At 74.8% G+C, this 14,689-nt stretch carries 12 protein-coding genes; 6 read left to right on the top strand and 6 right to left on the bottom strand.

The window, feature by feature from the left end; genetic code table 11:
- Both DQW06_RS02510 and DQW06_RS02505 read left to right on the top strand, forming a co-directional pair.
- On the top strand, positions 1-357 hold a 357-nt coding region (locus DQW06_RS02510), incomplete at its 5' end, for an inositol monophosphatase family protein (RefSeq protein WP_304598493.1).
- A gap of 125 nt (positions 358-482) precedes the next feature.
- The gene (locus DQW06_RS02505; protein ID WP_117197885.1) at positions 483-1,022 is read left to right on the top strand and encodes a DUF1707 domain-containing protein; all 540 of its coding nucleotides are present in this window, start codon (positions 483-485) and stop codon (positions 1,020-1,022) included.
- Between the two features lie 67 nt (positions 1,023-1,089).
- On the opposite strand, the gene DQW06_RS02500 is transcribed toward DQW06_RS02505, so the two are convergent.
- Positions 1,090-1,584 (bottom strand): DUF3145 domain-containing protein, encoded by a 495-nt coding sequence (locus DQW06_RS02500; protein WP_013154305.1) that lies wholly within the window; start codon positions 1,582-1,584, stop codon positions 1,090-1,092.
- Positions 1,585-1,891: 307 nt separating this feature from the next.
- On the opposite strand from DQW06_RS02500, the gene DQW06_RS02495 reads away from it, so the two are divergent.
- The 3 genes from DQW06_RS02495 to DQW06_RS02485 all read left to right on the top strand — a co-directional run bounded on the left by DQW06_RS02495 (position 1,892) and on the right by DQW06_RS02485 (position 5,274).
- A complete protein-coding gene (locus DQW06_RS02495; protein ID WP_167539500.1) occupies positions 1,892-2,539 on the top strand; it encodes an RNA polymerase sigma factor in 648 nt (215 codons plus the stop codon).
- Positions 2,536-2,964, top strand: a complete 429-nt coding sequence (locus tag DQW06_RS02490; RefSeq protein WP_013154307.1) for a hypothetical protein — start codon at positions 2,536-2,538, stop codon at positions 2,962-2,964. The genes DQW06_RS02495 and DQW06_RS02490 overlap by 4 nt, the downstream gene beginning before the upstream one ends.
- A gap of 240 nt (positions 2,965-3,204) precedes the next feature.
- Positions 3,205-5,274: a CHAT domain-containing protein gene (locus tag DQW06_RS02485; RefSeq protein WP_117197884.1), complete on the top strand. Its 2,070-nt coding sequence runs from the start codon at positions 3,205-3,207 to the stop codon at positions 5,272-5,274.
- 5 nt (positions 5,275-5,279) lie between these two features.
- Here the strand turns inward: DQW06_RS02485 and DQW06_RS02480 are convergent, their stop codons facing one another.
- The 4 genes from DQW06_RS02480 to DQW06_RS02465 all read right to left on the bottom strand — a co-directional run bounded on the left by DQW06_RS02480 (position 5,280) and on the right by DQW06_RS02465 (position 10,570).
- Positions 5,280-5,933 carry an MBL fold metallo-hydrolase gene (locus tag DQW06_RS02480; RefSeq protein ID WP_019609671.1) on the bottom strand — a complete coding sequence of 218 codons (654 nt, stop codon included), beginning with the start codon at positions 5,931-5,933 and terminating at the stop codon, positions 5,280-5,282.
- A gap of 91 nt (positions 5,934-6,024) precedes the next feature.
- A complete protein-coding gene (locus DQW06_RS02475; RefSeq protein ID WP_013154310.1) occupies positions 6,025-6,846 on the bottom strand; it encodes an enoyl-CoA hydratase-related protein in 822 nt (273 codons plus the stop codon).
- Positions 6,847-7,184: 338 nt separating this feature from the next.
- Positions 7,185-7,763, bottom strand: coding sequence for a DUF5998 family protein (locus DQW06_RS02470; protein ID WP_019609669.1), 579 nt, complete (start codon positions 7,761-7,763; stop codon positions 7,185-7,187).
- Positions 7,764-7,849: 86 nt separating this feature from the next.
- Positions 7,850-10,570 carry a GNAT family N-acetyltransferase gene (locus DQW06_RS02465; protein WP_019609668.1) on the bottom strand — a complete coding sequence of 907 codons (2,721 nt, stop codon included), beginning with the start codon at positions 10,568-10,570 and terminating at the stop codon, positions 7,850-7,852.
- A gap of 299 nt (positions 10,571-10,869) precedes the next feature.
- Between DQW06_RS02465 and DQW06_RS02460 the strand changes: the two genes are divergently transcribed.
- A complete protein-coding gene (locus tag DQW06_RS02460; protein WP_019609667.1) occupies positions 10,870-11,805 on the top strand; it encodes a carbohydrate kinase family protein in 936 nt (311 codons plus the stop codon).
- 184 nt (positions 11,806-11,989) lie between these two features.
- Here the strand turns inward: DQW06_RS02460 and DQW06_RS02455 are convergent, their stop codons facing one another.
- Positions 11,990-14,161 carry an ATP-dependent DNA helicase RecQ gene (locus tag DQW06_RS02455; protein ID WP_013154314.1) on the bottom strand — a complete coding sequence of 724 codons (2,172 nt, stop codon included), beginning with the start codon at positions 14,159-14,161 and terminating at the stop codon, positions 11,990-11,992.
- Positions 14,162-14,689 lie beyond the last annotated feature (528 nt).

Genomic DNA, 14,689 nt, shown 5'->3' with positions numbered 1-14,689 from the left:
CCCCCGCGGCCCGCCCCGCCGGGACGGGGTGTGCTCACCGACAACACCCCGGGGCCGGAGGGGATCGCCCGCAGGGTCGGCGACCGCTTCGGCTACGGCGGGTACCTGGAGAGCGGCAGCATCTCGCTGAAGCTGTGCCTGGTCGCCGAGGGTTCCGCGCACCTGTTCGTCAAGGACGTGCCGGTGCGCGACTGGGACGTGGCGGCGCCCGCCCTGGTCCTGGAGGAGGTGGGCGGCCTGGTCACCCGGCTGGACGGAAGCCCGTTCGACTACCGGGGGCCCTACGAGCACACCGGGCTGGTGGGCGCCGCCGACCCCGCCGCGTGCCGGGCCGTCTCCGACTGGCTGGGCTGCTGAGAACGCGCTCCGGGAGCCGCCCCGGGGCTGGACCGGGGGCCGCGACTCACTTTCCGTGTATCCCTTTTCCACGCCGGGTGCGGCGCGTATCGTGTGGTCACCAACTCGCGTCTTGGGGGTGGGAAGTGGAGGACGAACGCCTGCCGCTGCACCGGATGCGCGCCTCGGACGCCGAACGCGACCTCACGGTGGACCGCCTCACCACCGCGTTCGTCGAGGGCCGCCTGGACCACGAGGAGTACGACCGCCGGGTCGGTCTGGCACTGGGCGCGGTGCTGCTCGGCGACCTGCGCCCGCTGACCGCGGACCTGCCGGCGTCCCCATCCGCGGTGCACCGGGTCCCGGGCGCGCGGCAGGGCGCCGATCCGCTGTCGGACCCCCTCTCCGGGTCGGCCCGCGCCGATCCGGGGTCCGGACGCGACCGCCGGGACGGCCGCGAACCCCCCGACGCGGACGACCTGTCGCTCCTGGGCGCCCCCTGGGGCGAGTGGGGCGACGAGTGGCGCTGGTGGACGGGTGTGGCGGTGATCCTGACGAGCGTGTGGGGCGTGGTCAGCCTGATGGGCGGCGAACTCGTACCCTACTGGCCGCTGGTGCCGCTGGGCATCTGGGCCGCGGTCCTGCTCGCCTCCGCCATCTGGCCCAGCGAGGGGGAGCCGCCCTGACGCGGCGCCCCCGCTCTGGCGCGGGCGGCCGACGCCCCGGGCGCGGCCGGGACCGCGGCGGGAGGGGTCAGCCCGCGGCGTGGAGCCAGCGCACCGGGGCGCCGTCGCCCGCGTAGCGGAAGGGCTCCAGCTCCTCGTCCCAGGCGCGGCCGGTGAGGCGTTCGATCTCGGCGGCCAGGTCGGTGCCGTCGGCCGCAGCCCGCTCCACGGCCAGGCGCAGCCGGCCCTCGGGCACGAGGACCTCGCCCGCCGCGCTGGTGAGGGCGGTGAACATACCGAGGGAGGGCGTGTAGCTGTAGCGCACGCCGTCGCAGCCGGGCGACCCCTCCTCGGTCACCTCGAACCGCAGGCGCTGCCACGCGTTCAGCGCCGAGGCCACCGAGCCCGCGGTGCCCGGCTTCCCCTGCCAGTTGAGCTCGGCGCGGTGGTTGCCGGGTGCCGCCGGTTGGGCGACCCAGTCGAGTTTCACGGGTACTCCAACGACGCCCGCGACCGCCCACTCGACGTGTGGGCACAGCGCCGCTGGCGCGGAGTGGACGTACAAGACGCCACGTGCGGACACCGAACCTCCTGATACGAACGAGTGCGCTTCCCCGACGCCCTCGTACCACGAGAAGGTTGCATACCCGCCTGAATGCTTTTGCCCCATTGTGCCCCAAGGGCACCTGGAGAACCAGCGCTCACTTTGCTTTTTCCAGCGTTCTCCCCACCTCCGGAAGCCCCAAAAGCTAGCGTGAGCCCCGGCGAGCGGGAGTCCGATCATAGTGGGGGCGGGTGTGCCAGACCAGTCGCACGAGGACATCCATGACACCCAGGCACCTCCTCAAACCGTACTTTCGACCTTTTCCGGGGAGGAAGCACCCCCACCTTTGCCGGTTCCGGCCACAACCGGCGGTGATACAGCCGGGCCCAATCCGGACGGGAACCCCGGCGAAACCGACGCCGCCGCCCCCAGCGACGCCGAGCTCGTACGGGCCGCCTGCCGGGGTGAGCACAGGGCGTGGGAGGCCATCGTGGACCGGCACCTGCCGGTCGTGAACGCGATCGCGCGCTCCTACCGCCTGTCCGTCCCGGACCGGGAGGACGCGGTGCAGACGGTGTGGCTCACCCTCAACCAGCAGCTGCCCCGCCTGCACTCCCCCGAGCGGCTCCGCGGCTGGCTGCGCAGGGTCGCCCACGACGCCTGCGGCCGACAGCGCCGCCACAGCGCCCGGGACCAGCCGGTCGACCCCCGGAGCCTCACCCGGCGGGACCCCCTCTCGGAGGACTCGGGTCCCGAGGCGCAGTACCTGCGCAAGGAGGAGCACGAGGAGCTGCACCGCGCGATCCGGCGGCTCACCGACCCCGGAGAGCGGCGGGCCGCCCTGCGCTACCTCGACGGGGCCGCGGGGCTGCCCGTGCCCCCGGCCCCGTGCGACCCGGGGTCCTCCGACGACCAGGTCCACCCCCGGACCGCCGCGAACCAGCGCCGCCGTATGCTCCGCAGACTCCGCCGCCTCCTGGAGGAACCCACATGAGCGACCACGACGATCCGGCACGGGCGCTGGCGGGGCGCGCCGCCGCGCTGGCCGCCTTCGACCGCGGCGACGACGGCGCCGACGTGGCGGCCCTGACCGGGGAGAGGGCTCCGGCGGGCGAGGTGCTGCGCTCGGCGGAGGGGGAGGAGGAAGGCCCGATAGTCACCTCCCTGCGCTTCGAGCACGGCGACCTCACCCTGGACGTGCGGGTCCACGCGCACGGTCGGCTGCGCTCGCTGTCGGGGCTGGCCAGCGGGGAGTACGACCACGCGGTCCTGCGCGTGCGCCGCCCGGGCTCCGGGGAGGACCTGCGGATCGGCGAGGACGGCGGGTTCGCGCTGTCCGGCCTGTCCCGCGGCCCGGTCAGCCTGTCGCTGCTCAGAGCGGGACGCCCTCCGGTGGTGACCGGCTGGTTCACCGTCTGACCAGGCGGACCGCCGGGCAACCGGGCCGCCGGCTGGTGATCCCATCCGTCACAGAAACGGGGAAGGCCGAACCCGGGTTGCAGACAGACGCGAACCGACTCCTGATGGTGGCCCTTCGACCGGCTTCGTCCGGGTTCGCCTCAGCCGAGTCGCGCACGGGCGGACGCGGCCCCTCCCGCGCGCCCTCCCCGCGCTGCTATCACTGTGTGCGGCCAGCCCCCTCGGTGAAAGGCACCGGACGTGTCCCTGCGCGCCCAGCCCTCCCTCCTCTCCCCCGAGTCCCCCCTCTCCGCCGCCTGCCCGGACCACCACGCGCTGCGGTCCGGCAGGTCCCTGCTCGCCCGCGTGAGCCACGGAGTGCGGCTGGCGCAGGGCGGCATGTTCGAGCAGACCGCGGCCCTGCTGGACGAGGCCCATCGGCGCCTGCTCGGCCACCCGGTGGCCGAGTCCGCGACGGTGATGCCCGGCGTCCTGCTCAACCTGGGACTGGCGCAGACGCTGTGCGGCCGCTTCCCGCAGGCCGAGGAACACCTGCGCGAGGCCCGGTCCCTGGCACGGGAGCGCCGTCTGCCGCTGATGGGCCTGGTCATCGACCAGAACCTGGGCTGCCTCAGCCTCTACCGGGGCGACGCCCCCGCGGCCATCGCCACCTTCCACGGCCTGACCGACCGGCTGCCCTCCGAACGCCGTGAGGCGCTGCACGTGGACCTGGCCGAGGCGCTGCTGGCCGAGGGCCTGGTGGAGGAGGCGGCCACGGCGCTCGCGGACGGCCCCTGGGCCGGGGGTTCGTCGGCCAACGCCCTGCTGGTGGAGGCCAAGCTGCGGCTGCTGCGGGGCGACCACCGCCACACGGTCGAGCTCACCCGCCGGGTGCGGCACTCCTTCGGTACGGGCTCGCTGTGGTACCGGCTGGCCACCCGCCTGGAGAGGATGGCGCTGCGCGAGGGCCGGACGACCTCCCCCGTGGCCCGGGCCAGGACCGCCCTGGCCGTCCGCGCGCCCCTGGCCGCGCCGCGACCGTCGGGGAAGGGCGCCGCCCACGTGGCCCTGGACACCCTGGACGCGCACGCCCGCCTCGCGCCGGGTCCCTGGTTGGCGGGCGCGGTGAGCGATCCCCACGTCGTCCGCGCGGGCCTGGAGAGCGCCCTGCGCGCCGGAGAGGCGGCCACCGCCCTGGAGTGGGCGGAACTGGCCCGGACCTGGGCCGCGCCCCACGTCCCCGGTCCCGGCGTACGCACACCCGCGACGGCCTCGCTGGCCGACCGCTACCGTGCGGCGCTGGTCCGCGGCCGCGACCCGCACGTCCTGGCCCGGCGCCTGGAGTCGGCCCGCTGGCAGGCGCACCACCAGACCCCGGGCGCGCGCCGCGCCCCCGCACCCGCGCCCGTGGCGGGCGCGCTGCTGGAGCGGCTGGGCGACCGGGCCTTCGTGCGGTACACGCGGGCGGAAGGGAAGGCCGTCGCGCTCGTGGCCGCGGCCGGACGGGTCCACGCCCGCGTCCTGGGGCCGCTCCCGCGGGTGGCCCGTGCGATGGCCCGGTTCGTCCACCCGGTGGCGTTCGCACAGGACGGCTGCGAGGCGCGGGAGGCGGCCGAGGACGTCGCACGTGTCCTCCTCGAACCGCTGCTGGCGCTGGTCGGCGACCTTCCGCTGGTCGTGGCCGGCGACTCCTACCTCGGCGATCCCCCCTGGGGCATGCTCCCCGCGCTGCGGGGCCGTCCGCTGAACCTGGTGCCCGGCGCCGGGTTCTGGCTGGACCGGACCCGCTCCGGGGTACCCGTGCCCCGCCCGCCGGAGCGGGTGCTGCTGGTGGCGGCTCCCGAACCGGACGGGGCGGCGCGCGAGGTCGCCGCGCTGGCCGACGTGTACCCGGGGGCGCGCGTGCTCCGTGCCGACCGGGCCCTGCGCTCCGACGTCCTGGCCTCCCTCGGCCGGGCCGACCTGGTCCACCTGGCGGGGCACGGGCGGGTCCCCGGCCGCTCGCCCATGCTCGCCTCGGTCGGCCTGGGCGACGGGCCGCTGCTCGCCTGCGACCTGGCCGGGCTGGCCGAGGCCCCGGACACGGTGGTGCTGTCGACCTGCTGGAGCGGCCGGGGCTTCGCGGACCGCGCCGGGGCTCCGCTCGGGTTCACCGGCGCGCTGCTCGCGGCCGGGGTCCGCACGGTGGTGGCCAGCCCCGTCCCCGTCCGGGACGCGGGGACCGCCGGGGCCATGCGGCTGTTCCACCGCGCGCTCGCCGCGGGCGTCCCCGCGCCCGAGGCGGTGGCGGTCCACCTCGGGCGGACGGGGTTCTGCTGCTTCGGCGCCTGAGGCCGCTACCAGCCGCGCTCGCGCCACTCCCCCAGGTGCGGACGCTCGGCGCCCAGGGTGGTGTCGCGTCCGTGCCCGGGGTAGACCCAGGTGTCGTCGGCCAGCGCCCCGAACACGCGCTCCTCCACGTCCGCGAACAGGACGCGGAAGTCGTCGTCGGACCAGGTGCGGCCGACGCCTCCCGGGAAGAGGGAGTCACCCGTGAACAGGTGGGTGTGGCCCTCGGGGTCGTCGTAGCGCAGGGCGATCGACCCGGGGGTGTGCCCGCGCAGGTGGATGACGGTGAGGTGGCACTCCCCGACCGGGACGCGCGACCCGTGCACGACGGGCTCGTCCACGGAGACGGGGAGTTCGTCGCCGTCGTCGGGATGGGCGACCGTGCGTGCCCCGGTCTGGCCCACGACCTCGGCGAGGGCCTGCCAGTGGTCCTGGTGGCGGTGGGTGGTGACCACCCGTGCCAGGCCCTCCTCGCCGATCAGCTCCAGGATGCGGTCGGGCTCGGCCGCGGCGTCGATGAGGACGGCCTCGCCGGTGCCCTGGCAGCGCAGCAGGTAGGCGTTGTTGTCCATCGGGCCGACGGCCAGCTTGGTGATGGTCAGGTGCGGTAGTCGTCGCAGGTCGGCGGGGCCGCCGACCCTGGTATCTCCGGAGTAGCTCACCCGACCATTGTGGCCCGCGTCCGGGAGCGGACGCACCAGGGTGGCACGGGTGTGCGGCCGCGGCGGCCCGGGCGGGGCGCCGCGGCCGGGGTCACCTGGCCCAGCGGGGCGCGCGCTTGTCGAAGAAGGCGGCGCGGCCCTCGGCGGCGTCCTCGCCGGCGAAGAACTCGGCGGACAGCTCGCCCATCCGGGCGAAGGCCTCGGTGCGCCGGTCCGGGGTCGCGAGCGCGCCCGCTCCCAGTTCGCCCAGGAGTTCCTTGGTGCGCGAGAGCGCACGCGGCGCCGAACCCCGCAGTCCCTGCAGGATCGCGTCCACGGCGTGCGGCATGTCGCGGTCGGGGACGGCCTGGGTGAGGAGGCCGGCCTTGGCGGCGGCGGAGGCGTCGAACAGCTCGCCGGTGAGGAAGTAGCGGCTGAGCTGGCGCGAGTGCATCCGCGCGGACACCGGGACGGAGATGATCGCGGGGACCACGCCGATGCGCACCTCGGTGAAGGCGAACGTGGCGCTCTTGGGCGCCAGGGCGATGTCGGCGGCGGCCACCAGTCCGATGCCCCCGGCGCGGGCTGCGCCGTTGAGCACGGCGACCACCGGTTTGGGGGCGCCCATGATCTGCTCGAAGATCTCGGGGAGCTCGGGCGCCGGTTCGGCCGGGGCGCCCCGCAGGGCCGCGCCGACCTCCTTCAGGTCGGCTCCGGCGCAGAACACCGGGCCGGTGCCGGTGAGCACGATGGCGCGTACCTCGTCGTCGGCCACCGCCGCGGCCAGGGCCGCGGACAGCTGCGCGCGCAGCCCCGCGGACAGGGCGTTGCGGTTGCGGGGGGAGTCGAGGGTGACCGTGGCGATGGAGCGCTCGACGGCCAGGCGTACCAGGGGCGTGTCGTCCGAGGGGGTCGGGGAGGGGTGCTGCGTCATCGCAGGCGGGCCTTTCTCAGGGTCCGTACTCGCGGGTGCTGGAGAGGGGGAACGCGCGCGTGCCTGTCGCGGCGCGCGTGCGCGCCCGGCTCGTGGCCGGACGCGCCCGGCTCTGTGACGTGGTGCACGAGGCCGGTCCCACCCTAGACAACCGGACCCTCAGGACACCATGTCCGTGTACACCCCGCTTGTTAAGTCCCGCTCACGGGTGGCCGCGTGTGCGGCGTGACGGGTCGCCTCCCCGGTCCGCCCCCGCCGTGGGCCGCCCGGAGCGGACACCGCGTGTGGGAGGGTCCCTGCCGCCGGGGCGGTCGGGGCCCTCCGCGGCTCCGGTGGCCTCAGGGGCGGGTGGTCGCCTCGGACAGGGCGTCGGCGAAGTGCATCATGGCCGACACCGCCCCGGCGCCGTCCGCGGCCTCGCTGACCCTCAGGGTGAGGGGCTCGGCGGTGATCGCGCCGGTGTACCCGTGGTCGAGTTCGCACTCCTCGTCGGCGCAGGCGGCCGGTTCGAGGTCGATGTGGGCGATCGCGCCCCAGTTCACGGACAGGTTGACGCTCAGCACCAGCTCGCTGGGCATGCTGCCCGGCGTGTACTGGGCGGGGTTGGGCACCACGCGGGTCAGGGCGACCGACTGGATGTTGCCCAACTGGATGCTGTCGGTGGTGGTGGAGGCGTGCGAGGTGCCGCCGGGCTCGGTGGGCGGGTGCTCGTCGGTGTGGCACACCACGAGGCGGGTCGCGGTCAGCAGCATCACCGTGATGTGCCGCCGCATCTCCATGGCCGGGTCGAAGGTCGCCTCGTGGTGCACGATGAACGCCTCGGCGCCCTCGCTCCCCAGGGCGGTGGCGACGGCGTCGATCACGAGCGCGGGGTAGTACCCGCTGCGCTCGATCTCCGTCCGCCAGTCCGTGGACACGGCGCGTGTTTTCCTCATACTCCTATCCTGCCCCTTTCCCGTGACACTTCGCGACCGGGACGTGAAACGGGATGCCCACCCCATGATCAGAACGTCACCCCGCGCAGTCGCCGGGGCCCGGCGTCGGGCCGCACGTCGGGGGCCTCACGGAGCCAGACGCGCGCGCCCAGCACGTGGGCGCCGGTGGCGTTGACCAGGACCGGGTCCAGGTCGATGTAGCCGATCTCGGGGAAGGCCTCCACCAGGCGGGAGACCCGGACGAGGAGTTCCTCCAGAGCCTCCACGTTGGGCTGCTCGGCGAGCGAGGTCGCACCGGCGGGCAGTCCGAACAGCAGCGGGGCGGCCCGCACGGCGTGGATGAGGTCGGCGGCGTCCATGTCGGTGAGCGGCGCCAGCCGGAACGCCCGGTCGTCGAGCAGTTCGGCGGTCACGTCCGCCAGCCCGAAGGAGACCACCGATCCGAAGGACTGGTTGTCGCCCGCCCGGATGACCGTGGGCACCCCGGGGGCCACCATGCGCTGCACGACCAGCGAGGCCTCGTCGCCGAAGCGGTCGTGCAGGGCCGCGAAGGCGCTGCGCACGTCGTCGGGGGTGCGCAGGTCGGCGCGGACGAAGGTGCCGCCCGCGCGCAGGCGCAGGTCCGGTGAGTCGGCCTTGACCACCGCCGGGTAGCCCAGCTGGCCCGCGGCCACCACGGCCTCCTCCTCCGACGTCACCGGGATGTCGGGGTAGGCGGCGATGCCGTAGCAGGCCAGCAGGTCGCGGGCGTCCTCGCCGGAGATCGCCGTCTCCTCGTCGTAGCGGCGCTCGCCGCCGAACCAGGCGATCTCCTCCGCCGAGGGAGTGGCGTTCTTGAGCGCGCGGACGATGGTGGCGCGGGCCCGGGCCCCGTCGATGTCGGGCAGCTCGGGGTGGCGTCCGGGTTTGCGGTCGCGCCACTGGGCGTAGCGGGTGGCGTAGGCCAGGGCGCGCACGGCGTCCTCGGGCGAGGGGTAGGAGGGCACCGAGCCGCGCAGGGTCTGGCCCCGGTCTCCGACGCGGCGCAGCTCCTCGGGGATCCCCTGACGGGCCAGGTAGGTGGTGACGACGGGCTTGGTCGAGTCCAGGGAGCGGGCCCGCAGCACGCGGGCGACGTCGTCGGAGATGGGGTGCAGCGCGGGGACGAACACGACCACCACCGAGTGCACGTCCTCGGCGGCCAGGGCCGTCTCCAGGGCGCGGTCGAAGTCCTCCGCGGTGGCCTGGGGGCCGAGGTTGACCGGGTCGTGCGGCTTGAGCCCCTGGCGGACGGCCGCGTCCTTGACCAGCAGCTCCAGGGAGTCGGAGTTGCCGATGATGCCCACGCGGGGCCCCTGGGGCAGGGGCTGGTAGGCGAACACCTGGGCGGCGTCGAACATCTGCGTGATGTCGTCCACCCGCACCACTCCGGCCTGCTGGAACAGCGAGGTGACCGCGTAGTCGGGCAGGGAGAGCCCGCCCGCGGCGTGGCCGGTGGGGGTGGTCCGCGCCGAGCCGCCGCTGCGCACCGCCACGACCGGCTTCTGCTTGGCCAGTCGCCGGGCCAGGCGGGTGAACTTGCGCGGGTTGCCCAGCGACTCCAGGTACTGGAGCACCACCTCCGTGGCCGGGTCCTCCTGCCAGTACTGCATGAGGTCGTTGCCGGACACGTCGGCGCGGTTGCCCGCCGAGACGAAGGTGGACAGGCCCATGCCGCGCTCGGCCACGCGCTGGAGGATGGCCCGGCCCAGGGCGCCGGACTGGGAGAAGAACCCGATCGTGCCCGAGGGCGGCAGGTCCGGGGACAGGGTGGCGTTGAGCGAGATCTCGGGGTCGGTGTTGGCGATGCCCAGGCAGTTGGGGCCCACCACGCGCATCCCGGCCGCGCGGGCGGTGCGCACCAGCTCGTCCTGGCGGGCGCGGCCCTCGGGTCCGGTCTCGCCGAACCCGGAGCTGACCACGACCAGGCCGTGCACGCCCTTGTCCGCGCACTGCTCGACCACGTCGACGACCATGTCGGCGCGCACCGCCACGACGGCGAGGTCGACCTGGTCGGGGATGTCCAGGACCGAGGGGTAGGCGCGCACGCCCACGACCGCCTTGGCCTCGGGGTGGACCGGGTAGACCGGGCCCTGGAACTCCCCGCCCAGGAGGTTGCGCAGGGCGGTCTGGCCGATGGTGTGCGCGGTGCGGCTGGCGCCGATGACCGCGACCGAGTTCGGGAAGAGCAGGCGGGCGATGGAGCGCGACTCGGCGCGCTGCTCGCGGGCCCGCATGACCTCGGTGGAGTCGTCGGTGGGCTGGAGGTCCAGGGTGAGGCGGATGACGCCCTCGTCGAAGGTCTGCTGGGCGGTGTACCCGGCCTCGCGGAAGACGTTGATCATGCGCCGGTTCTCGGGCAGCACGTCGGCGATGAAGCGGCGCATCCCGCGTTCGCGCGCGGCCGCGCCGATGTGCTCCAGCATGACCGAGGCCAGGCCGCGGCCCTGGTGGGCGTCCTCCACCACGAAGGCGACCTCCGCCTCCTCCGGCGCCACCTTGTCGTAGCGCACCACGGAGACGAGGGAGTCGGAGATGGTGGCGACCAGTGCCACGCGGTCCTCGTAGTCGACGGTGGTGAAGCGTTTGACGTCGCGGTCGGAGAGCCTGGGGTAGGGCGCGAAGAACCGGTAGTAGATCGTCTCCGGGGAGAGACGGGAGTGGAACTCGCGGAGCAGGTCGGCGTCTTCGGGGGTGATGGGGCGCAGGTGCGCGGTGCCTCCGTCGGTCAGGACGACGTCGGCTTCCCAGTGGTTCGGGTAGGACTGCACGACTGCGAGACTAGACGACAAACGGCCGAATCCGGGGAAAGTCCGTGCGGGCCGCGCGAAAACCCCGCTCGGGACCGCGTACGGTGTGTCCCCCGATCGCGGAGGCGCGGGTCGGGGCCGGTGCCCCGTCCGCGGACCGGATCGGCCGCCCCGTGGGCGTTCGCGGCTCCGCGGGGGTGTCCGGAGGCGGTGTGGCCGGGGTGCTGTCACTTCGTTACACGCCGCTGACGGTTGACCTGTTAACGTCGTGCGAGCACGGATTCTGATAACCCTCGGTGGTGGCTGGCGAAATGACACGAGTGGTCGTGATCGGTGACCTGATGACCGACGCCGTCGCGCGCGCGTTCCACCCGTTGGCCCGCGGCAGCGACACTCCGGCGTCCGTGATCATGTACGGCGGCGGGTCGGGGGCGAACATCGCCTCGTGGCTGGCCGTGGAGGGCACCGACACCACGTTCGTCGGCCGCCGCGGCTCCGACATCACCGGGCGCACCCGTGAGATGGAACTCATGGGCTACGGCCTGGACTCGCGGATGGTGATGGACCCGGAGCGGCCCACCGGCACCTGCGTGGTGATGATCACGCACCGGGGCGACCGGACGATGCTGAGCGACCCGGGCGCCAACGCCCGTCTGCAGCCCGAGGACCTGCCCCGCGACGTGTTCGGCCCGGACGGGCACCTGCACGTGTCGGGCTACACCCTCATCAACGACGACTCCCGGCGCGCCGCCCGGGTGGCGCTGCGGATGGCCCGCGACAGCGGGATGTCGATCTCGGTGGACGGCGGTTCGCACGCGCCGCTGGAGCGCGCGGGCGCGGAGAACTTCCTGGACTGGACGCAGGGCGCGCGCCTGCTGTTCGCCAACGTCGACCAGGCCCGGGTGCTGACCGGCCGGGACGAGCCCGAGGCCGCCGCCAAGGTGCTGACCGCGTGGTACCCCAACGTGGTGCTCAAGCTCGGCGAGCAGGGCGGCCTGTGGGCGTCCAAGACCCGCGACGACTGCGTGACCGCGCCGGCCGAGCCGGTGGACCCGTCCCCGGGTTCGGTGGGTGCCGGTGACGCCTTCATCGCCGGTTTCCTGCCCGCGTGGCTGCTCGGCCGCCATCCCAAGGAGGCGCTGGGCCGGGCGCACCGCCTGGCGGCGCGCGCCCTGCACCAGCCGGGCGCCCGCCCGGACCTGGGCGAGGGCCAGCCGGTGCGCCGCGGCGCACCGCGCGGCCAGCGCATCCGCTGAGCCCAGCGGCCCGGCCCCGAAGGGCCGAGCCCGGACGCCCGCCCGCGCGGACCGGATCTCCCTTCGCCGGGTTCGGTGCCCCTGAAAGCCCTACGGCACGGGGTCCGGCGCGGGCGGTGGACGCGCCCGCCCGCGGCGGAACGCCCCCGCGGGGCTCCCGCCGGAACTCCCGCCCGGCCGCCGCTCATCCTCCTGCGGTGGCCAGGGTGAGCGGCAGCACCTGGGGCGCCCCGGCCCCGCGGAGCAGGGCGGCGCCCACGGTCAGGCTCCAGCCGGTGTCGGTGACGTCGTCGACCAGCAGCACCGGCCCGGGGGTGTGCTCCTGTAGCCGCGCCATCCGCTCGGTGAGCTCCTCCCCCGCCACCAGGGCGGCGTGGACCTGTTCCAGGCGCATGGCGCTGTTGTGCCTGCGCGGCCCGGTGCCCCGCTCGGTGCGGTACCCCAGCGTCCCCACGTGCGTCAGCCGCCCGAGCCGGGACAGCCGCTCGGCCAGGTCGGTGATCATCCTGGGACGGGTGAGCGAGGGCATCGCCACCACGCCGACGGGGCGCTGGTCCCAGTTCCAGTCGGCCAGGACACGCACCACGCCCTGGAGCACGCGCTCGTCCACGGGCGCGTCGGGGGCGTCGGCGGCCAGGACGCGGCGCAGCTCGTTGCCCCAGCCGATGTCGGTGAGGCGGCCCAGGGCGCGGCCCTCCCCCGCCCGCAGCTCCTCGGCGATCCTGCCGGACAGGTCCACGCCCAGGGCGGACATCCCGGTCGGCCACTGGCGCCGGGGCGCGATGGGCGTGCCGGGCCGGTCCAGGTGCTCGGCCGCGGCCTCGCGCCGGGTGGAGTCCACGTCCGCGGGCCAGTACTCGCCCGTGCACACGTCGCAGCGTCCGCAGGGCGCGGCCTCGGGGTCGTCCAGCTGGCGGCGCAGGAACTCCATCCGGCAGGTGTCCAGGTCGAGGTAGTCGAGCATGGCGCGCTGCTCGCGCTCGCGCGCCCGGCTGACGGCCGCGTACCGCTCGGCGTCGTAGGTCCACGGCCGGCCGGTGGCCTCCCAGCCGCCCCGCACCCGGCGCACGGCCCCGTCCACGTCCAGCACCTTGAGCATCTGCTCCAGGCGGGTGCGGCGCAGGTCCACCCGGGTCTCCAGGTGCGCGACGGACAGCGGTCCGCCCGCCTCGGCGAGCGCGTCCAGGGTCTGGCGCACGGTCTGCTCGGGCGGGAAGGACAGTCCGGCGAAGTACTCCCAGATGCGGGTGTCCTCGCGGCCGGGCAGCAGGACCGCCTCGGCCCGCTGTACACCGCGCCCGGCGCGGCCCACCTGCTGGTAGTAGGAGATCGGGGACTGGGGGGCGCCCAGGTGGACGACGAAGCCCAGGTCGGGCTTGTCGAAGCCCATGCCCAGCGCGCTGGTGGCGACCAGCGCCTTGACCCGGTTGGCGAGCAGGTCGTCCTCGGCCTCGCGGCGCTCGTCGGGGTCGGTCTGGCCGGTGTAGGCGCGCACCTCCATGCCCTGCTGGGCGAGGAAGCGGGCGGTCTCCTGGGCGGCGCTGACGGTGAGCGCGTAGACGATGCCCGAGCCCTGGATCTTGGGCAGGTGCTCGGCCAGCCAGCTGAGCCGGGCGGTGGGGTCGGGCAGCCGGACGACGGCCAGGCGCAGGCTCTCGCGCTCCAGGGAACCGCGCAGGACCAGGGTGTCCGCGCGCTCGCCGCCCGCCTGGAGCTGCTCGGCCACGTCGCGGGTGACGCGCTCGTTGGCGGTGGCGGTGGTGGCCAGCACCGGAACCCCCTCGGGCAGGTCGTGCAGCAGGGAGCGGATGCGCCGGTAGTCGGGGCGGAAGTCGTGCCCCCAGTCGGAGACGCAGTGGGCCTCGTCGATGACGACCAGGCCTGCGCCCGCGGCCAGCTCGGGCAGGACCCGGTCGCGGAACTCGGGGTTGTTGAGGCGCTCGGGGCTGACCAGCAGGACGTCGACCCGGCCCGCGGCCACGTCGGCGTAGGCGTTCTCCCAGTCGGTGGTGTTGGAGCTGTTGATGGTGCGCGCGTGGATGCCCGCGCGCTCGGCCGCGGCGATCTGGTTGCGCATCAGCGCCAGCAGCGGGGAGACGATGACGGTGGGGCCCGCCCCCTCGGCGCGCCGCAGGGCGGTGGCCACGAAGTACACCGCCGACTTTCCCCATCCGGTGCGCTGGACGACGAGGGCTCTGCGGTGCTCGGCGGCCAGGGCGTGGATGGCGGTCCACTGGTCCTCGCGCAGCCGGGCGGAGTCCCCGGCCAGGGCGCGCAGGTGCGCCTCGGCGCGCTCGCGCAGCGCGCCGTCGGACGCGGTGGTGGGAACGGTGCTGTCAGGGGTGGGTGTGGCCATACGTCCCTTGGTACCAGAGCCGGGGGACGGTCGAGCGGTTGTCCACAGCCCCGGTTCCGCGTGACGGGGAACCGGCCCGCGTCCCCGTCCCGCTTCGCCCGGGACCGCTCCGCCCCGGAGCGGACGCGCGGCCGACCTGGGACGGGGTTCCCCTGTAACCCTCATGAACACCGCCGGTAACAGAAAGGATACTTTCCACTTTCCTGGCATTGCGCTCCTACAACCAGGACTGAACACTCATTTACCAAGGCTCACGCCTGGGAGCGCTCCCGCCTGCCGAGGGCGGGCGCTCTACCGCGGAAGCGAGTGAAAGGCGCAGTATGCGGCACCCATGGAGTCGACCGTCCCCCCACCATCCCCCCAACGGACCGACGACAGCACGGCGCGCGCGGTCCCCGCGCATGGGCGTCCTGGCCGCCGCCACGGCCCTGGTCTGCGCCGCGGGCGTGGCCTCCGCCCCTCCGGCGGCCGTGGCCGCCGAGGTCCCCGTCGGCTCGGGCGGCTACAGCGACACCCTCCCCGCCGGAG

This window comes from Nocardiopsis sp. TNDT3 (assembly GCF_003427465.1).
In the GTDB taxonomy this organism is placed as follows: domain Bacteria; phylum Actinomycetota; class Actinomycetes; order Streptosporangiales; family Streptosporangiaceae; genus Nocardiopsis; species Nocardiopsis dassonvillei.
This window is presented reverse-complemented; position numbering and strand designations above follow the sequence as displayed.